This is a genomic window from Pseudomonas sp. RIT-PI-r (assembly GCF_001297015.1).
GTDB lineage: Bacteria > Pseudomonadota > Gammaproteobacteria > Pseudomonadales > Pseudomonadaceae > Aquipseudomonas.
The window spans coordinates 72,886-92,057 of sequence record NZ_LIGE01000038.1; the positions used below are offsets into that span (position 1 = coordinate 72,886).

The following is a 19,172-nucleotide window of genomic DNA, read 5'->3' on the forward strand; positions in this document are numbered from 1 at the left end:
ATAGCTGGCACTGGTAAAAGCGCAAATAGCAAAAAGCCCGGCATCCTTGAAGGAGTGCCGGGCTTTTTTCGTGTCAGACGCAGTATTCGTCAGAACGGAATATCGTCATCGAAGCTGTCGAAATCCGGAGCCGGTTGCGGTGCGGCCTGCTGTGGAGCCGGGGCCGAACGCTGTTGTGGAGCCGACTGCTGAGGACGCGGAGCCTGCTGGCGCGGAGCCGGAGCCGACTGCTGATAGTTGTTGCCGCCACCTTGTTGGTCGCCCTGTTGTGGACGGCCGCCGAGCAGTTGCATGGTGCCTTGCATGTCGACCACGATTTCGGTGGTGTAACGCTTGATACCGTCTTTTTCCCACTCGCGGGTCTGCAGCTTGCCTTCGATGTAGACCTGCGAACCTTTACGCAGGTATTCGCCGGCGATTTCGGCGACTTTGCCGAACATCGAAACACGGTGCCACTCGGTCTTCTCGACCTTCTGACCGGTTTGCTTGTCGGTCCACTGTTCGCTGGTTGCCAGACTCAGGTTGGTCACGGCGTTACCGTTAGGCAGGTAGCGAACTTCGGGATCCTGGCCGCAAGTGCCGACCAATATGACTTTGTTAACCCCACGGGCCATAACGTTCTCCTAAGCGCCGCAAGCAGCCTCGGCCGGGTTATTCACCAGGCGTTCGAGGGTGTCGCGATCCACTAATTCTTTGTCCAGTTTGATGTAAACAGCCGCTTCGTCAGCAACTATCACTGCATCGGTTACCCCTACGAGGGCCTTGAGGCGCTCGACCAGACCCGCTTCGCGGATCGCTTCGGGCGACAACGGCAAGCGCAGGCTCGTCACGTAGGGAGGTTCACGCATGGTAACAGCAAAGGCCAGCCAGATGGCAGCCAGACCCGCGCATCCAAGGAACACAACCGACAGACCGCCATGCTGAAACAGCCAGCCGCCGAGTATCCCGCCGAGTGCCGAACCGAGGAACTGGCTGGTGGAATACACGCCCATGGCCGTGCCCTTCCCGCCTGCCGGTGAAACCTTGCTGATCAGCGACGGCAATGAGGCCTCCAGCAGATTGAACGCGGTGAAGAACACCACCGTACCGATCACCAGAGCCCGCAGGCTGTCGCCGAACTGCCAGAAGAATAGCTCAGTCAGCATCAGCGTCGTCACGGCGCCGAGCAAAACTCGTTTCATTTTGCGTTTCTTCTCGCCATAGATGATGAACGGGATCATGGCGAAGAACGAAATCAGCAGCGCGGTGAGATAGACCCACCAGTGCTGTTCCTTGGGCAAACCGGCTTTTTCCACCAGTGCCAGAGGCAGCGCGACGAAGCTCGACATCAGCATCGCGTGCAACACAAAGATACCTAAATCGAGGCGCAGCAGGTCGGGGTGCTTGAGCGTCGGCATCAAGGCCTGACGCGCTACACCAGATTCACGGTGAGTCAGCGGACCGGTCGATTTCGGCACCATGAACATCACAATGACGATGCCCACCAGCGCCATGCCACCGGTGGCAAGGAACAACCCCGATAGACCAAACGCGCGGGTCAGCAATGGTCCGACGACCATGGCCACGGCGAACGACAGGCCAATGGTCATGCCGATCATCGCCATGGCTTTGGTGCGGTGCTGCTCGCGGGTAAGGTCGGAAAGCAGAGCCATCACCGCCGCGGAAATGGCGCCGGCACCTTGCAGGATCCGTCCGGCGATCACGCCCCAGATAGAATCAGCCTGTGAAGCCAGAACACTGCCCAGAGCGAAGACGATCAGCCCGAGGTAAATCACCGGACGACGGCCGATGCGGTCGGAAATAACCCCGAACGGAATCTGGAAAATTGCCTGGGTCAGGCCGTAGGCGCCGATGGCCAAGCCGATCAGGGCCGGGGTCGCTCCCGCCAGATCCATGCCGTAGGTCGCCAGCACCGGCAACACCATGAACATGCCCAGCATACGGAAGGCGAACACCAGGGCCAGACCGCTCGCCGCGCGGGTCTCGCTGCCACTCATGCGTTCGCTGTGGGGATCGTGCATGGAAAAACCTCGTGTGAACCGGCGGCGATTCTACCAGTCCCATCGAAAGACGGGGTAGATCGCGACGCTTTGACGCGTATAGATGAAACTCTCTTCATCCAGGGCAAATAACCCTTCGTTTGATAGTGTGCATCCATCCAGTATTTGCCCGTATACTCCTACGTTTTCGACGCCCGCCGAGCGAGGCCACTTTGGACAAGATCCTGATACGTGGGGCCCGTACCCACAACCTGAAGAACATCGACCTGACCCTGCCACGGGACAAACTGATCGTCATCACCGGCCTGTCCGGATCCGGCAAGTCGTCCCTGGCTTTCGACACACTGTACGCCGAAGGTCAGCGCCGCTATGTCGAATCGCTGTCGGCCTATGCCCGCCAGTTCCTGTCGATGATGGAAAAGCCCGACGTCGACACCATCGAAGGCCTGTCGCCGGCAATCTCCATCGAACAGAAGTCGACCTCGCACAACCCGCGCTCCACGGTCGGCACCATCACCGAAATCTACGACTACCTGCGCCTGCTCTATGCTCGCGTCGGCACGCCGCGCTGCCCGGATCACGACATTCCACTGGAGGCGCAGACCGTCAGCCAGATGGTCGACCTGGTGCTGGCGCAGCCCGAAGGCAGCAAACTGATGTTGCTGGCCCCGGTGATCCGCGAGCGTAAAGGCGAACACCTGTCGGTTTTCGAAGAGCTGCGCGCGCAAGGTTTCGTCCGCGCCCGGGTCAATGGCCGCATCTGCGAGCTCGACGAGCTGCCAAAACTGGATAAACAGAAGAAGCACTCGATTGACGTGATCGTCGACCGCTTCAAAGTGCGCGCCGATCTGCAGCAGCGTCTGGCCGAGTCTTTCGAGACCGCGCTGAAACTGGCGGACGGCATCGCCCTGGTCGCACCGATGGACGATGAGCCGGGCGAAGAAATGATCTTTTCCGCGCGCTTCGCCTGCCCGATTTGCGGCCACGCGATCAGCGAGCTGGAACCCAAACTGTTTTCCTTCAACAACCCGGCCGGCGCCTGCCCGACGTGCGATGGCCTGGGCGTGAAGCAGTTCTTCGACATCAAACGTCTGGTCAACGGCGAGCTGACCCTGGCCGAGGGCGCGATACGTGGCTGGGACAGGCGCAACGTCTATTACTTCCAGATGCTCGGCTCGCTGGCATCGCACTACAAGTTCAGCCTGGAAAAGCCGTTCAATGAACTGACCGCCGAGCAGCAGAAACAGATCCTGCACGGCAGCGGTTCACAGAATGTCGACTTCAAGTATTTGAACGACCGTGGCGATATCGTCAAACGCTCGCACCCGTTCGAAGGCATTGTGCCGAACCTGGAGCGTCGCTACCGCGAAACCGAATCGGCGAGCGTGCGTGAAGAGTTGGCCAAGTTCCTCAGCACTCAGTCGTGCCCGGATTGCCGTGGTACGCGTTTGCGTCGTGAAGCGCGACATGTATGGGTAGGCGAGAAGACCCTGCCTGCGGTAACCAACCTGCCGATCGGCGATGCCTGCGTTTACTTCGGCGAGCTGAAGATGACTGGTCGTCGCGGTGAAATTGCCGACAAGATCCTCAAGGAAATCCGCGAGCGTCTGCAGTTCCTGGTCAACGTTGGTCTGGATTACCTGTCGCTGGATCGCAGCGCTGACACGCTGTCCGGTGGCGAGGCGCAGCGGATTCGTCTGGCCAGCCAGATCGGTGCGGGTCTTGTCGGTGTCTTGTACATCCTCGACGAGCCGTCCATTGGCTTGCACCAACGTGACAACGACCGGTTGCTCGGCACGCTCAAGCACCTTCGCGATATCGGCAACACGGTGATTGTGGTCGAGCACGACGAGGACGCGATTCGCCTGGCCGACTACGTGGTGGATATCGGCCCGGGTGCCGGTGTGCACGGCGGGCAGATCGTTGCCGAAGGTACGCCGGCCGAAGTCATGGCACACCCGGACTCCCTGACCGGTAAATACCTGTCAGGTCGGGTGAAGATTGAAGTGCCGGCCAAACGCACGCCGCGCAACAAGAAGCTGACGCTGTCGCTCAAGGGCGCACGCGGCAACAACCTGCGCAATGTCGATCTGGAAATCCCGATTGGCTTGCTCACATGCGTGACCGGCGTGTCCGGCTCGGGCAAATCGACGCTGATCAACAATACGCTGTTCCCGCTGAGCGCCACCGCACTCAATGGCGCGACGACACTGGAAGCGGCAGCACACGACAGCATCAAAGGCCTGGAACATCTCGACAAAGTCGTCGACATTGACCAGAGCCCTATCGGTCGTACACCGCGTTCCAACCCTGCGACATATACCGGTCTGTTCACCCCCATCCGCGAGCTGTTCGCTGGCGTACCTGAATCACGCTCCCGCGGCTACGGCCCGGGGCGTTTCTCGTTCAACGTCAAGGGTGGCCGTTGCGAAGCGTGTCAGGGCGATGGCCTGATCAAAGTCGAGATGCACTTCCTGCCGGACATCTACGTGCCGTGCGACGTGTGCAAGAGCAAGCGTTACAACCGCGAAACCCTTGAAATCAAATACAAGGGCAAGAGCATCCACGAAACCCTCGAAATGACCATCGAGGAAGCCCGGGTGTTCTTCGACGCGGTGCCGGCGCTGGCGCGCAAGCTGCAAACGTTGATGGACGTCGGCCTGTCGTACATCAAGCTCGGGCAGTCGGCGACGACGTTGTCCGGTGGTGAAGCACAGCGGGTCAAGTTGTCTCGTGAACTGTCCAAGCGTGACACCGGCAAGACCCTGTACATCCTCGATGAGCCGACCACCGGCCTGCATTTTGCGGATATCCAGCAATTGCTCGATGTATTGCATCGCCTGCGCGACCACGGCAACACCGTGGTGGTGATCGAACACAACCTCGACGTGATCAAGACCGCCGACTGGCTGGTGGATCTCGGCCCTGAGGGCGGTTCAAAGGGTGGGCAAATCATTGCCACAGGTACGCCAGAGGAAGTCGCCGACATGAAGCAATCTCACACCGGCCATTACCTTAAACCGCTGCTGATCCGCGATCGGGCTTAAACGTCAGCCATGAAAAAGCCCCTGTCACTTCAACAGTGACAGGGGCTTTTTTGTATCTTCTGCAATCAGGAAGTGTGGGACTGCAGATAGTTCTCGAGACCGATCAGCTTGATCAGACCCAACTGCTTTTCCAGCCAGTAGGTGTGATCTTCTTCAGTGTCGTTGAGCTGAACCCGCAAAATCTCGCGGCTGACATAGTCTTTGTGCTGCTCGCAGAGTTCGATGCCTTTGCACAGCGCCGCGCGGACTTTGTACTCCAGGCGCAGATCTGCTTCAAGCATCTCTGGCACCGTGCTGCCGACATCCAGATCATCCGGGCGCATGCGCGGGGTGCCTTCGAGCATCAGAATCCGACGCATCAATGCATCAGCGTGACCTGCTTCTTCTTCCATCTCGTGGTTGATTCGCTCGTAGAGTTTGGTGAACCCCCAGTCCTCATACATCCGCGAATGAACGAAATATTGATCACGCGCGGCCAGTTCGCCGGTCAGCAACGTGTTGAGGTAATCGATTACGTCTGGGTGGCCTTGCATCGCCCTACATCTCCCTACTTGAAAGTCTGTAGTTTGAACCAACCTGACTGGAAGGTCACCCGTCACACGCAATAAAAGCGAAGATATTCTTAGAAAAGCAGCCTAAATAACGCAAAAACCGCCCAAATGAGGGCGGTTCTGCTTCTCGTTTAGACTTCGTTAAGCTGTACGTTGAGCAGCTTTGCGATTGCTTCTCCATACGCCGGATCGGCTTTGTAGAAATGCTGCAACTGACGGTCAATCACATCGCTCGAAACGCCAGCCATGGCGCCGGCGATGTTATTCACCAGCAGCGCCTTCTGATCGTCGCTCATCAAGCGGAACAGCGCACCGGCATGGCTGTAGTAATCGGTGTCTTCGCGGTGATCGTAACGATCAGCCGCGCCGCTCAAGGCCAGCGCAGGCTCAGCATAATGCGGAGCTTGTTTGGGCGATTCGATGTAGCTGTTCGGCTCGTAGTTGGGCGCTGCGCCGCCGTTGTTGCCGAACGCCATCGAGCCATCACGCTGATAGGTGTTGACCGGGCTGCGTGGCGCGTTCACCGGCAATTGCTGGTGATTGGTACCAACACGGTAGCGATGGGCGTCGGCGTAAGCGAAGACGCGACCTTGCAGCATGCGATCCGGCGACAGACCAACGCCTGGCACCATATTGCTCGGGCCAAAAGCTGCCTGCTCGACTTCAGCGAAATAGTTGAGCGGGTTGCGGTTCAGTTCCAACTCACCGACTTCGATCAACGGGAATTCTTTCTGCGACCAGGTTTTGGTCACGTCGAACGGGTTCTCGCAGTGCGCCGCCGCTTGCGCTTCGGTCATGATCTGAATGCACACGCGCCATTTCGGGAAGTCACCGCGCTCGATCGCCTCGAACAGATCGCGCTGGGCGTAGTCCGGATCAGTACCCGCCAGGCGTGCAGCGTCGGAGGGCGAAAGATTCTTGATGCCTTGCTTGGTTTTGTAGTGCCACTTCACCCAGTGACGCTCACCTTTTGCGCTGACAAGGCTGTAAGTGTGGCTGCCGAAGCCGTGCATGTGACGGTAGCCGTCAGGAATACCGCGATCGGAGAACAGAATGGTCACTTGATGCAGCGCTTCAGGCGAATGTGACCAGAAGTCCCACATCATCTGCGCGCTTTTCAGGTTGCTTTGCGGCAGGCGTTTTTGCGTATGGATAAAGTCAGGGAATTTCAGTGGATCGCGAATGAAGAACACGGGCGTGTTGTTGCCAACGATGTCCCAATTACCTTCTTCGGTATAAAACTTCAGAGCAAAACCGCGCGGATCACGTTCGGTATCGGCCGAACCACGCTCGCCACCCACGGTAGAAAAGCGCAGAAACGTCGGGGTTTGTTTACCGACCGCGGCAAACAATTTGGCGCTGGTGTACTCGGTGATGTCACGGGTCACGGTGAATGTCCCGTAGGCGCCCGAGCCTTTAGCGTGCACGCGACGCTCCGGAATGTTTTCACGGTTGAAGTGAGCGAGCTTCTCGATCAGATGAAAGTCGTCGAGCAGCAGCGGGCCACGGGGGCCGGCGGAACGAGAATTCTGGTTGTCAGCGACAGGTGCGCCACTGGCGGTCGTAAGCGTTTTGATCTGGCTCATACGGTCTTCTTCCTCTGTCAGTCTTGAAACTGCCGGCTAATCGGCTTGCTGGGAAGTATTGATCATCAATGTGACAGCCACAAATTCATTAACTTGTGCTTATCGATAGAAAATTACTAATTATGATTCCCAAGCCATAGTGCCAGCTGACCTGTGTCAGAAGCTTGTACGTAAAGCGCATTTTCTTGCAGGCACAAAAAACCGGGCACTAGGCCCGGTTCTTTGTTTCAGACTGACGTCTTACTCGGCGGATACAGCTTCGCCAGCAGTAGCACGATCAACCAACTCGACGTACGCCATAGGCGCGTTGTCGCCAGCGCGGAAACCGCACTTGAGGATGCGCAGGTAGCCACCCTCACGGGTAGCGTAACGCTTGCCCAGGTCGTTGAAGAGCTTACCAACGATAGCTTTCGAACGAGTACGGTCGAAAGCCAGACGGCGGTTAGCCAGGCTGTCTGTCTTGGCCAGAGTGATCAGCGGCTCAGCAACGCGACGCAGTTCTTTGGCTTTTGGCAGAGTAGTTTTGATCAGCTCGTGCTCGAACAGCGACACCGCCATGTTTTGAAACATGGCCTTGCGGTGCGAGCTGGTGCGGCTCAGGTGACGACCACTTTTACGATGACGCATGGTTCATTCCTTACCAAACACTACGTTCGGTGATTACGACGATCAGGCAGTCGCCTTGTCGTCCTTCTTAAGACTTGCAGGCGGCCAGTTGTCGAGGCGCATGCCGAGGGACAGACCGCGGGAGGCCAGAACGTCCTTGATTTCAGTCAAGGATTTCTTGCCCAGGTTCGGAGTCTTCAACAGCTCTACTTCGGTACGCTGAATCAGGTCACCGATGTAGTAGATGTTTTCCGCCTTAAGGCAGTTAGCCGAACGTACAGTCAGTTCCAGATCGTCAACCGGGCGAAGCAGGATCGGATCGATCTCGTCTTCCTGCTCGACAACCACTGGCTCACTGTCACCTTTGAGGTCGACGAACGCAGCCAACTGCTGTTGCAGAATGGTTGCAGCGCGGCGAATAGCCTCTTCAGGATCCAGAGTACCGTTGGTTTCCAGATCAATAACCAGCTTGTCCAGGTTAGTACGCTGCTCGACACGGGCGTTTTCCACCACGTATGCGATACGGCGAACCGGGCTGAACGAAGAGTCAAGCTGCAAGCGACCGATGCTGCGGCTTTCGTCTTCATCGCTCTGACGCGAGTCGGCTGGTTCATAACCACGACCACGAGCTACGGTGAGCTTCATGTTCAGGGCGCCGTTAGACGCCAGGTTAGCGATTACGTGATCGGGATTAACGATCTCGACATCATGATCCAGCTGAATATCGGCAGCGGTAACCACCCCCGAACCCTTCTTCGACAAGGTCAGCGTAACTTCGTCACGACCGTGCAGCTTGATGGCCAGACCTTTAAGGTTCAACAGGATTTCAATTACGTCTTCCTGTACACCTTCGATGGCGCTGTACTCGTGGAGCACACCGTCAATCTCGGCCTCGACTACTGCGCAGCCGGGCATTGAGGACAACAGGATGCGGCGCAGCGCGTTGCCCAGGGTGTGGCCAAAACCACGCTCGAGAGGCTCGAGAGTGATCTTGGCGCGGGTTGGACTGACAACCTGCACATCAATATGGCGGGGTGTCAGGAACTCATTTACCGAAATCTGCATGGATGCACCTATTTTCTAGCCCTTACTTGGAGTAGAGCTCGACAATCAGGCTTTCGTTGATGTCGGCGGACAGATCACTGCGAGCAGGAACGTTCTTGAAAACGCCCGACTTCTTCTCAGTGTCTACTTCTACCCATTCTACGCGGCCACGTTGGGCACACAGATCGAGAGCTTGGACAATGCGAAGTTGGTTTTTTGCTTTCTCGCGAACTGCAACCACGTCACCAGCACGAACCTGATACGACGGAACGTTTACGGTCTGACCGTTAACGCTGATCGACTTGTGCGATACCAGCTGGCGGGATTCGGCACGAGTCGAACCAAAGCCCATACGGTATACAACGTTGTCCAGACGGCATTCGAGCAGTTGCAGCAGGTTTTCACCGGTTGCACCTTTCTTGCCAGCAGCTTCTTTGTAGTAGCCGCTGAACTGACGCTCGAGAACGCCGTAGATACGACGGACCTTCTGCTTTTCACGCAGTTGGGTGCCGTAGTCGGACTGGCGACCGCGGCGTTGGCCGTGGATACCAGGTGCTGCTTCAATGTTGCACTTCGATTCGATCGCGCGCACGCCGCTCTTCAGGAAGAGATCGGTGCCTTCGCGACGAGCGAGTTTGCATTTTGGACCAATGTAACGAGCCATTCTTTACAATCTCCTGGATTACACGCGGCGCTTCTTCGGCGGACGGCACCCGTTGTGCGGGATTGGCGTCACGTCGGTGATGCTGGCGATCTTATAGCCACAGCCGTTCAATGCACGGACAGCGGACTCACGACCTGGACCTGGACCTTTGACGTTAACGTCGAGGTTTTTCAGGCCATATTCCAGCGCAGCTTGACCAGCACGTTCAGCAGCTACTTGAGCAGCAAACGGAGTGGACTTGCGGGAACCGCGGAAACCCGAACCACCGGAGGTAGCCCAAGAAAGCGCGTTACCTTGACGGTCGGTGATGGTCACGATGGTGTTGTTAAAAGAAGCATGGATGTGGGCGATGCCATCAACCACTGTCTTTTTAACTTTTTTACGAGGACGAGCAGCAGGTTTTGCCATGATTAATTTCCTGTCGATTCGCGTGGGCGATTACTTGCGGATCGGCTTACGCGGACCTTTACGGGTACGCGCGTTAGTCTTGGTACGCTGACCGCGTACTGGAAGACCACGACGATGACGCAGACCACGGTAGCAACCGAGGTCCATCAAACGCTTGATTTTCATGTTGATTTCGCGACGCAGGTCACCTTCAGTGGTGAACTTCGCCACTTCGCCACGCAATTGCTCAATCTGCTCGTCGCTCAGATCTTTGATCTTTGCGGCTGGGTTTACCCCAGTCTCTGCGCAAATTTTCTGCGCAGTAGTGCGACCAACACCATAGATGTAGGTCAGCGAGATAACAGTGTGCTTGTTATCTGGAATGTTAACGCCTGCAATACGGGCCATTCAGTGGGACTCCAATTGACAGCTACCTACGCCCCGGAAGCCAAGAAATAGGGCGCGAGATAATATCGCTGTAATAACAAATAATCAACCCGGCAGCGCACTAGCTGCCGGGCTTCAAGCGGATCACACTCAGCCTTGGCGCTGTTTGTGACGCGGTTCCGCGCTGCAAATTACTCGAACAACACCTTCGCGGCGAATAATCTTGCAGTTACGGCACAGCTTTTTCACCGATGCACGAACTTTCATCACCAACTCCTCGAACCTTATGGGTACTCAGCGCAACATGCCGCTGCCGTAACCCTTCAGGTTGGCTTTCTTCATCAGGGATTCGTACTGGTGCGAAACGAGGTGCGATTGTACTTGGGACATGAAGTCCATCACAACCACGACCACGATCAGCAACGAGGTCCCGCCAAGGTAGAACGGAACGTTTGCTGCAACCACCAGGAACTGGGGCAACAGGCATACGGCCGTCATGTATAGAGCACCGAACATGGTCAAGCGGGTCAGAACGCCATCAATGTAGCGCGCAGACTGCTCACCTGGACGGATGCCCGGAATAAAGGCACCGGACTTCTTCAGGTTTTCCGCTACGTCTTTCGGATTGAACATCAACGCCGTATAGAAGAAGCAGAAGAAAATAATCCCTGCACTAAACAGCAGAATATTCAACGGCTGACCAGGAGCGATCGACTGCGAGATGTCCTGCAACCAGCCCATACCTTCAGACTGACCGAACCAGGCACCCAGCGAAGCCGGGAACAGCAAAATGCTGCTCGCGAAAATAGCCGGAATAACACCAGCCATGTTCACTTTCAGCGGCAAGTGGCTTGTCTGCGCAGCAAAAACCTTGCGGCCCTGCTGACGCTTGGCGTAGTGAACAGCGATACGACGCTGACCACGCTCAATGAACACCACAAAACCGATAATCGCTACTGCCAGCAAACCGATGGCAACCAAGGCGAAGATGTTGATATCACCCTGACGCGCAGACTCGAAAGACTGCCCGATTGCTCTCGGAAGACCGGCGACGATACCCGAAAAAATCAACATCGAGATACCGTTACCTACACCACGCTCAGTAATCTGCTCACCCAGCCACATCATGAACATCGCACCAGCCACAAAAGTGGATACCGCGACGAAATGGAAGCCAAAGTCACCAGTGAACGCAACGCCCTGCCCCGCCAGGCCAATGGACATGCCAATAGCCTGAACGAGAGCGAGGACGACGGTGCCGTAGCGGGTGTACTGGCTGATCTTGCGACGGCCAGCTTCACCTTCCTTCTTCAACTGCTCCAGCTGCGGGCTGACGGCGGTCATCAGTTGCATGATGATCGATGCCGAAATGTACGGCATGATCCCCAACGCAAAGATGCTCATCCGTTCCAGCGCACCGCCGGAGAACATGTTGAACAAGCTAAGAATGGTCCCCTCATTCTGTCGAAACAGGTCTGCGAGTCGGTCCGGGTTGATACCTGGAACCGGGATGTGTGCGCCTATTCGGTAGACGATAATCGCCAGGAACAGAAAACGCAGACGAGCCCAGAGTTCAGACATACCGCCTTTGCCGAGCGCAGAGAGAGCACCTTGCTTAGCCATTTATTCCTCGAACTTGCCGCCAGCTGCTTCGATAGCCGCACGCGCACCTTTGGTGGCGCCGATTCCCTTGCCGATAGTGACAGCGCGAGCCACTTCACCGGACAGCATGATTTTCACACGCTGTACGTTGACGTTGATCACGTTGGCATCTTTCAGGGACTGCACGGTGACGATGTCGCCTTCCACTTTAGCCAGCTCGGACAGACGCACTTCTGCGCGGTCCATGGCTTTCAGGGAAACGAAACCGAACTTCGGCAGGCGACGATGCAGCGGCTGTTGACCGCCTTCAAAGCCTGGAGCGATGGTGCCACCGGAGCGGGAGGTCTGACCTTTGTGACCACGGCCACCAGTCTTACCCAAACCGCTACCGATACCACGGCCCGGACGATGCTTTTCGCGACGGGAACCCGGCGCTGGACTCAGATCATTGAGTTTCATCGATTAACCCTCGACACGCAGCATGTAGTAAGCCTTATTGATCATCCCGCGATTCTCGGGAGTATCCTGGACTTCTACAGTGTGACCGATGCGACGCAGACCCAGACCCTTAACGCACAATTTGTGGTTAGGGATGCGGCCGGTCATGCTTTTGATCAGCGTTACTTTAACGGTAGCCATGATCAGAAGATCTCCTTGACAGTCAGACCACGCTTGGCAGCGATGGACTCAGGAGATTGCATAGCCTTCAGACCCTTGAAAGTGGCGTGAACCACGTTTACCGGGTTAGTCGAGCCGTAGCACTTGGCCAGAACGTTCTGAACGCCAGCAACTTCGAGGACAGCACGCATAGCGCCGCCAGCGATGATACCGGTACCTTCAGAAGCAGGCTGCATGTACACCTTCGAAGCGCCGTGACCGGACTTCATTGCGTACTGCAGGGTGGTGCCGTTCAGGTCAACTTGAATCATGTTACGGCGAGCAGCTTCCATTGCCTTCTGGATCGCAGCAGGCACTTCACGTGACTTGCCACGGCCGAAGCCAACACGCCCCTTACCATCACCAACCACGGTCAACGCGGTGAAAGTGAAGATACGGCCGCCTTTAACGGTTTTGGCTACGCGGTTAACTTGAACCAGCTTCTCAATGTAGCCTTCGTCGCGCTTTTGGTCGTTATTTGACATAACTTAGAACTCCAGCCCAGCTTCACGAGCAGCATCAGCCAGCGCTTTAACGCGGCCGTGGTACTTGAAGCCAGAGCGGTCGAAAGCCACTTGCGAGACGCCAGCGGCCTTAGCACGCGTAGCGACCAGCTGGCCAACCTTTGTGGCCGCGTCGATGTTGCCAGTGGCGCCATCACGCAGTTCTTTATCCAAAGTCGAGGCACTTGCCAGGACTTTGTTGCCGTCGGCCGAGATGACCTGGGCGTAGATGTGCTGCGACGAGCGGAACACGCAGAGACGCACGACTTCGAGTTCGTGCATTTTCAGGCGTGCTTTGCGAGCGCGACGCAGTCGAGTAACTTTTTTGTCGGTCATTTGCTATGCCCTACTTCTTCTTGGCTTCTTTACGACGGACGACTTCGTCCGCGTAGCGCACACCTTTGCCTTTGTACGGCTCTGGTGGACGGAAGTCGCGGATCTCAGCGGCCACTTGACCTACCAGCTGCTTGTCGATGCCCTTGATCAGGATATCGGTCTGGCTAGGGGTCTCAGCGGTGATGCCTTCCGGCAGTTCGTAATCCACTGGGTGCGAGAAGCCAAGGGCAAGGTTCAGAACCGTGCCTTTTGCTTGCGCTTTGTAACCAACACCGACCAGCTGGAGCTTGCGCTCGAAGCCTTGGCTTACGCCTTGGACCATGTTGTTTACCAACGCACGCGTGGTACCGGCCATTGCGCGAGTTTGTTGATCGCCATTGCGAGCAGCGAAACGCAGCTCACCAGCTTCTTCAACAATCTCAACGGACGAATGGATGTTCAGTTCAAGAGTGCCCTTGGCACCCTTCACCGAAAGCTGTTGGCCTGCGAATTTTACTTCGACACCGGCTGGCAGCTTAACGGGGTTCTTAGCGACGCGAGACATGCTTATCCCCCCTTAGAACACAGTGCAAAGAACTTCGCCGCCGACACCGGCAGCGCGCGCAGCACGATCCGTCATCACACCTTTGTTGGTGGAGACGATAGACACGCCAAGACCGCCACGAACTTTCGGCAGATCTTCAACGGACTTGTACTGACGCAGGCCTGGACGACTAACGCGCTTCACTTCTTCGATAACCGGACGGCCTTCGAAGTACTTCAGCGAGATGGACAGCGACGGCTTAGCGTCGGTGGTGATCTGAAAATCCGCGATGTAACCTTCGTCCTTCAGGACTTTTGCTACAGCAGCCTTCAACGTGGAAGACGGCATGCTTACGACAGACTTTTCAGCCATCTGGGCATTACGGATTCGAGTTAGCATGTCCGCTAACGGGTCCTGCATACTCATGGGCTAGACGCTCCTAATACAGAAAAATTAGCCTTGCGGCTACTACTTGTCGCCGAGAACTTCCGGGCATGAAAAACACGGGCTCAGGCGAGCCGGTCATTCTAGACACACCCCAGAAATGAATCAAGCCCCAAAAGGGGCTTGATTCAGATTCAAGGCCACCGATGGTCAGGTTCTTGCGAACCCGAACATCGAGACTTTGACAGCAATTACCAGCTGGCTTTAACCAGACCTGGTACGTCACCACGCATTGCAGCTTCACGCAGCTTGTTACGGCCAAGGCCGAACTTGCGGTAAACGCCGTGCGGACGACCAGTCAGGCGGCAACGGTTACGCATGCGCGAAGCACTTGCGTCACGTGGTTGCTTCTGCAGAGCTACGGTAGCTTCCCAACGCGCTTCTGGACTTGCGTTCAGATCGACGATGATAGCTTTCAGCGCTGCACGCTTGGTGGCGTACTTGGCAACGGTGAGCTGACGTTTCAGCTCACGGTTTTTCATGCTCTTCTTGGCCATTTTCCTACTCCAATCAGTTGCGGAACGGGAATTTGAAAGCACGCAGCAGAGCGCGGCCTTCATCATCGTTCTTGGCAGTGGTGGTCAGGGTAATGTCCAGACCGCGGAGAGCATCGATCTTGTCGTAGTCGATTTCCGGGAAAATGATCTGCTCTTTCACGCCCATGCTGTAGTTACCACGACCATCGAAGGACTTGGCATTCAGGCCGCGGAAGTCGCGAACCCGAGGCAGGGAGATCGACAGCAGACGATCCAGGAACTCATACATACGCTCACGGCGCAGAGTCACCTTGACGCCGATCGGCCATCCTTCACGGACTTTGAAGCCAGCGATGGATTTACGAGCGTAGGTCACAACGACTTTTTGGCCGGTGATCTTTTCCAGGTCAGCAACAGCATGCTCGATGACTTTTTTGTCACCGACAGCTTCGCCCAGACCCATGTTCAGGGTGATTTTTGTAACGCGTGGAACTTCCATCACGTTCGAAAGCTTAAGTTCTTCCTTAAGTTTCGGTGCGATTTCCTTCCAGTAAATCTCTTTTAGTCGTGCCATGGTCTTCTACCTAGCAGTGTTCAAGCATCAACCGCTTTTTGGGTCGACTTGAAGACACGAATTTTCTTGCCGTCTTCTACTTTGAAACCAACGCGGTCAGCCTTGTTGGTTTCGCCGTTGAAAATGGCGACGTTAGAAGCGTCCAGTGGAGCTTCTTTTTCGACGATACCGCCTTGTACGCCCGACATCGGGTTAGGCTTGGTATGACGCTTAACCAGGTTCAGACCGCCAATAACCAGACGGTTATTGGCGAGAACCTTAAGCACCTTACCGCGCTTACCTTTGTCTTTGCCGGCGATCACGATGATCTCGTCGTCACGACGAATCTTTTGCATGTCGGATCTCCTTACAGCACTTCTGGGGCGAGCGAGACGATCTTCATGAACTTCTCAGTACGAAGCTCACGGGTCACTGGCCCAAAGATACGGGTGCCGATCGGCTCTTGCTTGTTGTTCAGAAGAACAGCAGCGTTGCCATCAAAGCGGATAATGGAGCCATCAGCACGACGTACGCCGTGACGAGTGCGGACTACAACAGCAGTCATCACTTGGCCTTTTTTCACTTTACCGCGAGGAATTGCTTCCTTCACGGTAACTTTGATGATGTCACCGATACCAGCGTAACGACGATGGGAGCCACCCAGCACCTTGATGCACATAACACGGCGAGCGCCGCTGTTATCGGCCACATCGAGCATGGATTGAGTCTGAATCATATAATTTCTCCGACCCCTAGTCCTTAGACTTCCACAGCGCGTTCGAGAACATCAACCAGCGCCCAAGACTTGGTCTTGGCCAAAGGACGAGTTTCACGAATAGTGACTTTGTCGCCGATGTGGCACTGATTGGTTTCGTCGTGCGCGTGCAGCTTAGTCGAACGCTTAACGTATTTACCGTAGATCGGGTGCTTTACGCGACGCTCGATCAGTACGGTGATGGTTTTGTCCATCTTGTCGCTGACAACACGGCCAGTCAGCGTACGGACAGTTTTTTCGGCTTCAGCCATGATCACTTACCTGCCTGCTGGTTGAGCACAGTCTTCACGCGAGCGATGTCACGCTTAACTTGCGAGAGCAGATGAGACTGCCCCAACTGGCCAGTTGCTTTCTGCATACGCAGATTGAACTGGTCGCGCAGCAAGCCGAGCAGTTGCTCGTTCAGCTGCTGTGCGGATTTTTCACGAAGTTCATTCGCTTTCATCACATCACCGTCCGTTTAACAAAGGCGGTGGCGAGCGGCAGCTTTGCAGCAGCCAGGGCAAAAGCCTCACGCGCCAGCTCTTCAGAAACACCCTCGATTTCATACAGGACTTTACCTGGCTGAATCTGGGCAACCCAGTACTCCACACTACCCTTACCTTTACCCATCCGAACTTCGAGTGGCTTCTTGGAAATAGGCTTGTCCGGGAATACACGGATCCAGATCTTGCCGCCACGTTTAACGTGACGGGTCAGAGCACGACGCGCTGACTCGATCTGACGAGCGGTGAGACGACCACGAGCTACAGACTTCAGCGCGAACTCGCCGAAGCTGACTTTGCTACCGCGCTGAGCCAGACCACGGTTGTGGCCTGTCATCTGCTTGCGGAACTTCGTACGCTTAGGTTGCAACATTTGGCGTACCCCTTACTTAGCAGCTTTTTTACGAGGCGCTGGTGCTTGTGGTTTCAGCTCTTCTTGGCGACCACCAATTACTTCGCCTTTGAAGATCCAAACCTTTACACCGATCACACCGTAAGTGGTGTGAGCTTCGTAGTTGGCATAGTCGATGTCGGCACGCAGGGTGTGCAATGGCACACGACCTTCGCGATACCATTCAGTACGTGCGATTTCAGCACCGCCGAGACGACCGCTCACTTGGATTTTGATGCCTTTGGCACCAATGCGCATGGCGTTCTGAACGGCGCGCTTCATAGCGCGACGGAACATTACACGACGCTCCAGCTGCTGAGCTACGCTCTGCGCAACCAGCATACCGTCGAGTTCCGGCTTGCGGATCTCTTCGATATTGATGTGCACAGGCACACCCATTTGCTTGGTCAGGTCCTGACGCAGTTTCTCAACATCTTCACCTTTCTTCCCGATAACGATACCTGGACGAGCGGTGTGGATGGTGATACGTGCAGTTTGGGCCGGACGATGGATATCGATACGGCTTACGGACGCGCTTTTTAGTTTGTCTTGGAGATACTCACGCACTTTCAGATCTGCGAACAAGTAGTCCGCATAAGTCCGACCGTCTGCGTACCAGACGGAGGTGTGCTCCTTGACGATTCCCAGGCGAATGCCAATGGGATGTACTTTCTGACCCATCTCTTCGACTCCGTTACTTGTCAGCAACCTTGACAGTGATATGGCAAGACCGCTTGACGATGCGATCAGCACGGCCTTTGGCACGTGGCATGATGCGCTTCAGCGAACGCCCTTCGTTGACGAAAACGGTGCTGACCTTAAGGTCATCAACGTCTGCGCCTTCGTTATGCTCGGCGTTGGCTACGGCCGACTCCAGCACTTTCTTCATGATCTCGGCGGCTTTCTTACTGCTGAAAGCCAACAAGTTGAGCGCTTCGCCCACCTTCTTCCCGCGGATCTGGTCGGCGACCAAGCGGGCTTTCTGGGCGGAGATTCGAGCGCCCGACAACTTAGCGGCTACTTCCATTTCCTTACCCCTTAACGCTTGGCTTTCTTGTCAGCCACGTGCCCGCGATAGTTGCGGGTACCGGCGAACTCGCCCAGTTTGTGGCCGACCATGTCTTCGTTAACGAGAACCGGGACGTGCTGACGACCGTTGTGTACTGCGATGGTCAGACCGACCATTTGTGGCAGGATCATCGAACGACGCGACCAAGTCTTAATTGGTTTGCGATCGTTCTTTTCCGCCGCCACTTCGATCTTCTTCAGTAGGTGAAGATCAATAAAAGGACCTTTTTTCAGAGAACGTGGCACTGTCGTATCCCTCTATTTACTTGCGACGACGGACGATCATTTTGTCGGTACGCTTATTACCACGAGTCTTCGCGCCCTTAGTCGGGAAGCCCCATGGCGATACCGGATGACGACCACCAGAGGTACGACCTTCACCACCACCATGTGGGTGGTCAACCGGGTTCATGGCAACACCACGAACGGTTGGGCGAACGCCACGCCAGCGCTTGGCACCAGCTTTACCCAGCGAACGCAGGCTGTGCTCGGAGTTCGAGACTTCGCCCAGGGTCGCACGGCATTCAGCCAGGACTTTACGCATTTCACCGGAACGCAGACGCAGGGTAACGTACACGCCTTCACGAGCGATCAACTGAGCCGAAGCACCAGCGGAACGAGCGATCTGTGCGCCTTTACCTGGCTTCAGTTCGATGCCGTGTACGGTAGAACCGACTGGAATGTTGCGCAGTTGCAGAGCGTTGCCTGGCTTGATTGGAGCCAGAGCGCCTGCGATCAGCTGGTCGCCAGCACTCACGCCTTTAGGGGCGATGATGTAGCGGCGCTCGCCGTCTGCGTAGCAGAGCAGTGCGATGTGAGCAGTACGGTTTGGATCGTATTCGATACGCTCGACAGTGGCGACGATGCCATCTTTGTCGTTGCGACGGAAATCGACCATACGATAATGCTGCTTATGACCACCACCGATGTGACGCGTGGTAATACGGCCATTGTTGTTACGACCACCAGTCTTCGATTTTTTCTCGAGCAGCGGTGCGTGAGGAGCGCCTTTATGCAGCTCCTGGTTGACCACCTTGACCACAAAACGGCGGCCAGGGGAAGTCGGTTTGCATTTAACGATTGCCAT

The 19,172-nt window shown here is 56.0% G+C and carries 29 protein-coding genes; 1 reads left to right on the top strand and 28 read right to left on the bottom strand.

Going from position 1 to position 19,172, the window contains the following annotated elements; translation table 11 throughout:
• Nucleotides 1–89: 89 nt before the first annotated feature.
• Both AK821_RS24025 and AK821_RS24030 read right to left on the bottom strand, forming a co-directional pair.
• Nucleotides 90–614 carry a single-stranded DNA-binding protein gene (locus AK821_RS24025; RefSeq protein ID WP_008081898.1) on the bottom strand — a complete coding sequence of 175 codons (525 nt, stop codon included), beginning with the start codon at nt 612–614 and terminating at the stop codon, nt 90–92.
• Between the two features lie 9 nt (nt 615–623).
• On the bottom strand, nt 624–2,021 hold the full coding sequence (locus tag AK821_RS24030) for an MFS transporter (protein WP_064392258.1): 1,398 nt from the start codon (nt 2,019–2,021) through the stop codon (nt 624–626).
• Between the two features lie 191 nt (nt 2,022–2,212).
• Here AK821_RS24030 and uvrA point away from each other — a divergent pair, with 191 nt between their 5' ends.
• The gene (gene uvrA, locus AK821_RS24035) at nt 2,213–5,047 is read left to right on the top strand and encodes an excinuclease ABC subunit UvrA (protein WP_064392260.1); all 2,835 of its coding nucleotides are present in this window, start codon (nt 2,213–2,215) and stop codon (nt 5,045–5,047) included.
• Nucleotides 5,048–5,112: 65 nt separating this feature from the next.
• Here the strand turns inward: uvrA and bfr are convergent, their stop codons facing one another.
• The 26 genes from bfr to rplB all read right to left on the bottom strand — a co-directional run bounded on the left by bfr (nt 5,113) and on the right by rplB (nt 19,172).
• The gene (bfr, locus tag AK821_RS24040) at nt 5,113–5,580 is read right to left on the bottom strand and encodes a bacterioferritin (protein ID WP_053124309.1); all 468 of its coding nucleotides are present in this window, start codon (nt 5,578–5,580) and stop codon (nt 5,113–5,115) included.
• A gap of 149 nt (nt 5,581–5,729) precedes the next feature.
• Nucleotides 5,730–7,184 carry a catalase gene (locus tag AK821_RS24045; protein WP_064392261.1) on the bottom strand — a complete coding sequence of 485 codons (1,455 nt, stop codon included), beginning with the start codon at nt 7,182–7,184 and terminating at the stop codon, nt 5,730–5,732.
• 240 nt (nt 7,185–7,424) lie between these two features.
• Entirely contained in the window at nt 7,425–7,811 is a 387-nt protein-coding gene (gene rplQ / locus AK821_RS24050; RefSeq protein ID WP_003176402.1) for a 50S ribosomal protein L17, read from the bottom strand.
• 42 nt (nt 7,812–7,853) lie between these two features.
• A complete protein-coding gene (locus tag AK821_RS24055; protein ID WP_003186012.1) occupies nt 7,854–8,855 on the bottom strand; it encodes a DNA-directed RNA polymerase subunit alpha in 1,002 nt (333 codons plus the stop codon).
• Between the two features lie 22 nt (nt 8,856–8,877).
• On the bottom strand, nt 8,878–9,498 hold the full coding sequence (gene rpsD, locus AK821_RS24060; RefSeq protein ID WP_003176404.1) for a 30S ribosomal protein S4: 621 nt from the start codon (nt 9,496–9,498) through the stop codon (nt 8,878–8,880).
• An 18-nt stretch (nt 9,499–9,516) separates the two neighbouring features.
• Nucleotides 9,517–9,906 (bottom strand): 30S ribosomal protein S11, encoded by a 390-nt coding sequence (gene rpsK / locus AK821_RS24065; protein WP_002555466.1) that lies wholly within the window; start codon nt 9,904–9,906, stop codon nt 9,517–9,519.
• Between the two features lie 30 nt (nt 9,907–9,936).
• Nucleotides 9,937–10,293: a 30S ribosomal protein S13 gene (rpsM, locus tag AK821_RS24070; RefSeq protein ID WP_009045849.1), complete on the bottom strand. Its 357-nt coding sequence runs from the start codon at nt 10,291–10,293 to the stop codon at nt 9,937–9,939.
• Nucleotides 10,294–10,422: 129 nt separating this feature from the next.
• The gene (gene rpmJ / locus AK821_RS24075; RefSeq protein WP_002555468.1) at nt 10,423–10,539 is read right to left on the bottom strand and encodes a 50S ribosomal protein L36; all 117 of its coding nucleotides are present in this window, start codon (nt 10,537–10,539) and stop codon (nt 10,423–10,425) included.
• Nucleotides 10,540–10,566: 27 nt separating this feature from the next.
• Nucleotides 10,567–11,895 carry a preprotein translocase subunit SecY gene (secY, locus tag AK821_RS24080; RefSeq protein WP_003228718.1) on the bottom strand — a complete coding sequence of 443 codons (1,329 nt, stop codon included), beginning with the start codon at nt 11,893–11,895 and terminating at the stop codon, nt 10,567–10,569.
• Nucleotides 11,896–12,333 carry a 50S ribosomal protein L15 gene (gene rplO, locus AK821_RS24085; protein ID WP_011336169.1) on the bottom strand — a complete coding sequence of 146 codons (438 nt, stop codon included), beginning with the start codon at nt 12,331–12,333 and terminating at the stop codon, nt 11,896–11,898.
• A gap of 3 nt (nt 12,334–12,336) precedes the next feature.
• Nucleotides 12,337–12,513 carry a 50S ribosomal protein L30 gene (gene rpmD / locus AK821_RS24090; RefSeq protein ID WP_003176408.1) on the bottom strand — a complete coding sequence of 59 codons (177 nt, stop codon included), beginning with the start codon at nt 12,511–12,513 and terminating at the stop codon, nt 12,337–12,339.
• Nucleotides 12,514–12,515: 2 nt separating this feature from the next.
• The gene (rpsE, locus tag AK821_RS24095) at nt 12,516–13,016 is read right to left on the bottom strand and encodes a 30S ribosomal protein S5 (RefSeq protein ID WP_064392263.1); all 501 of its coding nucleotides are present in this window, start codon (nt 13,014–13,016) and stop codon (nt 12,516–12,518) included.
• 3 nt (nt 13,017–13,019) lie between these two features.
• Nucleotides 13,020–13,370: a 50S ribosomal protein L18 gene (rplR, locus tag AK821_RS24100; protein ID WP_003186037.1), complete on the bottom strand. Its 351-nt coding sequence runs from the start codon at nt 13,368–13,370 to the stop codon at nt 13,020–13,022.
• Nucleotides 13,371–13,380: 10 nt separating this feature from the next.
• Nucleotides 13,381–13,914: a 50S ribosomal protein L6 gene (rplF, locus tag AK821_RS24105; RefSeq protein ID WP_003176412.1), complete on the bottom strand. Its 534-nt coding sequence runs from the start codon at nt 13,912–13,914 to the stop codon at nt 13,381–13,383.
• 12 nt (nt 13,915–13,926) lie between these two features.
• Nucleotides 13,927–14,319, bottom strand: coding sequence for a 30S ribosomal protein S8 (rpsH, locus tag AK821_RS24110; RefSeq protein WP_016772944.1), 393 nt, complete (start codon nt 14,317–14,319; stop codon nt 13,927–13,929).
• Between the two features lie 209 nt (nt 14,320–14,528).
• Nucleotides 14,529–14,834, bottom strand: a complete 306-nt coding sequence (gene rpsN, locus AK821_RS24115) for a 30S ribosomal protein S14 (RefSeq protein ID WP_003228726.1) — start codon at nt 14,832–14,834, stop codon at nt 14,529–14,531.
• A 13-nt stretch (nt 14,835–14,847) separates the two neighbouring features.
• Entirely contained in the window at nt 14,848–15,387 is a 540-nt protein-coding gene (gene rplE, locus AK821_RS24120) for a 50S ribosomal protein L5 (protein ID WP_003176415.1), read from the bottom strand.
• Between the two features lie 20 nt (nt 15,388–15,407).
• Nucleotides 15,408–15,722 (bottom strand): 50S ribosomal protein L24, encoded by a 315-nt coding sequence (gene rplX, locus AK821_RS24125; RefSeq protein ID WP_003176416.1) that lies wholly within the window; start codon nt 15,720–15,722, stop codon nt 15,408–15,410.
• An 11-nt stretch (nt 15,723–15,733) separates the two neighbouring features.
• A complete protein-coding gene (gene rplN, locus AK821_RS24130; protein WP_002555479.1) occupies nt 15,734–16,102 on the bottom strand; it encodes a 50S ribosomal protein L14 in 369 nt (122 codons plus the stop codon).
• Between the two features lie 23 nt (nt 16,103–16,125).
• Nucleotides 16,126–16,392 (bottom strand): 30S ribosomal protein S17, encoded by a 267-nt coding sequence (rpsQ, locus tag AK821_RS24135; protein ID WP_003176419.1) that lies wholly within the window; start codon nt 16,390–16,392, stop codon nt 16,126–16,128.
• A gap of 2 nt (nt 16,393–16,394) precedes the next feature.
• The gene (rpmC, locus tag AK821_RS24140; protein ID WP_002555481.1) at nt 16,395–16,586 is read right to left on the bottom strand and encodes a 50S ribosomal protein L29; all 192 of its coding nucleotides are present in this window, start codon (nt 16,584–16,586) and stop codon (nt 16,395–16,397) included.
• Nucleotides 16,586–16,999, bottom strand: a complete 414-nt coding sequence (gene rplP, locus AK821_RS24145) for a 50S ribosomal protein L16 (protein ID WP_007896757.1) — start codon at nt 16,997–16,999, stop codon at nt 16,586–16,588. Before rplP ends, rpmC begins: the two co-directional genes overlap by 1 nt.
• Nucleotides 17,000–17,011: 12 nt before the next feature.
• Nucleotides 17,012–17,698 (bottom strand): 30S ribosomal protein S3, encoded by a 687-nt coding sequence (gene rpsC / locus AK821_RS24150; RefSeq protein WP_003176422.1) that lies wholly within the window; start codon nt 17,696–17,698, stop codon nt 17,012–17,014.
• Between the two features lie 13 nt (nt 17,699–17,711).
• Nucleotides 17,712–18,044 carry a 50S ribosomal protein L22 gene (rplV, locus tag AK821_RS24155; protein ID WP_003103908.1) on the bottom strand — a complete coding sequence of 111 codons (333 nt, stop codon included), beginning with the start codon at nt 18,042–18,044 and terminating at the stop codon, nt 17,712–17,714.
• A gap of 11 nt (nt 18,045–18,055) precedes the next feature.
• On the bottom strand, nt 18,056–18,331 hold the full coding sequence (gene rpsS, locus AK821_RS24160) for a 30S ribosomal protein S19 (protein ID WP_011336172.1): 276 nt from the start codon (nt 18,329–18,331) through the stop codon (nt 18,056–18,058).
• 16 nt (nt 18,332–18,347) lie between these two features.
• Entirely contained in the window at nt 18,348–19,172 is an 825-nt protein-coding gene (gene rplB / locus AK821_RS24165; protein WP_003228734.1) for a 50S ribosomal protein L2, read from the bottom strand.

Excerpts from the sequence above, each read along its gene's own strand:
- rplN (WP_002555479.1), bottom strand. The coding sequence starts at position 16,102 with ATGATTCAGACTCAATCCATGCTCGATGTGGCCGATAACAGCGGCGCT.
- rpmJ (WP_002555468.1), bottom strand. The coding sequence starts at position 10,539 with ATGAAAGTTCGTGCATCGGTGAAAAAGCTGTGCCGTAACTGCAAGATT.
- rpmD (WP_003176408.1), bottom strand. The coding sequence starts at position 12,513 with ATGGCTACCGTTAAAGTAACGCTGATCAAAAGCATGACCGGCCGCATC.
- rplX (WP_003176416.1), bottom strand. The coding sequence starts at position 15,722 with ATGCAAAAGATTCGTCGTGACGACGAGATCATCGTGATCGCCGGCAAA.
- rpsC (WP_003176422.1), bottom strand. The coding sequence starts at position 17,698 with ATGGGTCAGAAAGTACATCCCATTGGCATTCGCCTGGGAATCGTCAAG.
- AK821_RS24045 (WP_064392261.1), bottom strand. The coding sequence starts at position 7,184 with ATGAGCCAGATCAAAACGCTTACGACCGCCAGTGGCGCACCTGTCGCT.
- secY (WP_003228718.1), bottom strand. The coding sequence starts at position 11,895 with ATGGCTAAGCAAGGTGCTCTCTCTGCGCTCGGCAAAGGCGGTATGTCT.
- rplE (WP_003176415.1), bottom strand. The coding sequence starts at position 15,387 with ATGGCACGACTAAAAGAGATTTACTGGAAGGAAATCGCACCGAAACTT.
- rplQ (WP_003176402.1), bottom strand. The coding sequence starts at position 7,811 with ATGCGTCATCGTAAAAGTGGTCGTCACCTGAGCCGCACCAGCTCGCAC.
- bfr (WP_053124309.1), bottom strand. The coding sequence starts at position 5,580 with ATGCAAGGCCACCCAGACGTAATCGATTACCTCAACACGTTGCTGACC.
- rplP (WP_007896757.1), bottom strand. The coding sequence starts at position 16,999 with ATGTTGCAACCTAAGCGTACGAAGTTCCGCAAGCAGATGACAGGCCAC.
- rplR (WP_003186037.1), bottom strand. The coding sequence starts at position 13,370 with ATGACCGACAAAAAAGTTACTCGACTGCGTCGCGCTCGCAAAGCACGC.
- rpsK (WP_002555466.1), bottom strand. The coding sequence starts at position 9,906 with ATGGCAAAACCTGCTGCTCGTCCTCGTAAAAAAGTTAAAAAGACAGTG.
- rplO (WP_011336169.1), bottom strand. The coding sequence starts at position 12,333 with ATGAAACTCAATGATCTGAGTCCAGCGCCGGGTTCCCGTCGCGAAAAG.
- AK821_RS24025 (WP_008081898.1), bottom strand. The coding sequence starts at position 614 with ATGGCCCGTGGGGTTAACAAAGTCATATTGGTCGGCACTTGCGGCCAG.
- rpsD (WP_003176404.1), bottom strand. The coding sequence starts at position 9,498 with ATGGCTCGTTACATTGGTCCAAAATGCAAACTCGCTCGTCGCGAAGGC.
- rpsN (WP_003228726.1), bottom strand. The coding sequence starts at position 14,834 with ATGGCCAAGAAGAGCATGAAAAACCGTGAGCTGAAACGTCAGCTCACC.
- rpsH (WP_016772944.1), bottom strand. The coding sequence starts at position 14,319 with ATGAGTATGCAGGACCCGTTAGCGGACATGCTAACTCGAATCCGTAAT.
- rpmC (WP_002555481.1), bottom strand. The coding sequence starts at position 16,586 with ATGAAAGCGAATGAACTTCGTGAAAAATCCGCACAGCAGCTGAACGAG.
- rpsE (WP_064392263.1), bottom strand. The coding sequence starts at position 13,016 with ATGTCAAATAACGACCAAAAGCGCGACGAAGGCTACATTGAGAAGCTG.
- AK821_RS24055 (WP_003186012.1), bottom strand. The coding sequence starts at position 8,855 with ATGCAGATTTCGGTAAATGAGTTCCTGACACCCCGCCATATTGATGTG.
- rplV (WP_003103908.1), bottom strand. The coding sequence starts at position 18,044 with ATGGAAGTAGCCGCTAAGTTGTCGGGCGCTCGAATCTCCGCCCAGAAA.
- AK821_RS24030 (WP_064392258.1), bottom strand. The coding sequence starts at position 2,021 with ATGCACGATCCCCACAGCGAACGCATGAGTGGCAGCGAGACCCGCGCG.
- rplF (WP_003176412.1), bottom strand. The coding sequence starts at position 13,914 with ATGTCTCGCGTCGCTAAGAACCCCGTTAAGCTGCCAGCCGGTGTCGAA.
- rpsQ (WP_003176419.1), bottom strand. The coding sequence starts at position 16,392 with ATGGCTGAAGCCGAAAAAACTGTCCGTACGCTGACTGGCCGTGTTGTC.
- rpsM (WP_009045849.1), bottom strand. The coding sequence starts at position 10,293 with ATGGCCCGTATTGCAGGCGTTAACATTCCAGATAACAAGCACACTGTT.
- rplB (WP_003228734.1), bottom strand. The coding sequence starts at position 19,172 with ATGGCAATCGTTAAATGCAAACCGACTTCCCCTGGCCGCCGTTTTGTG.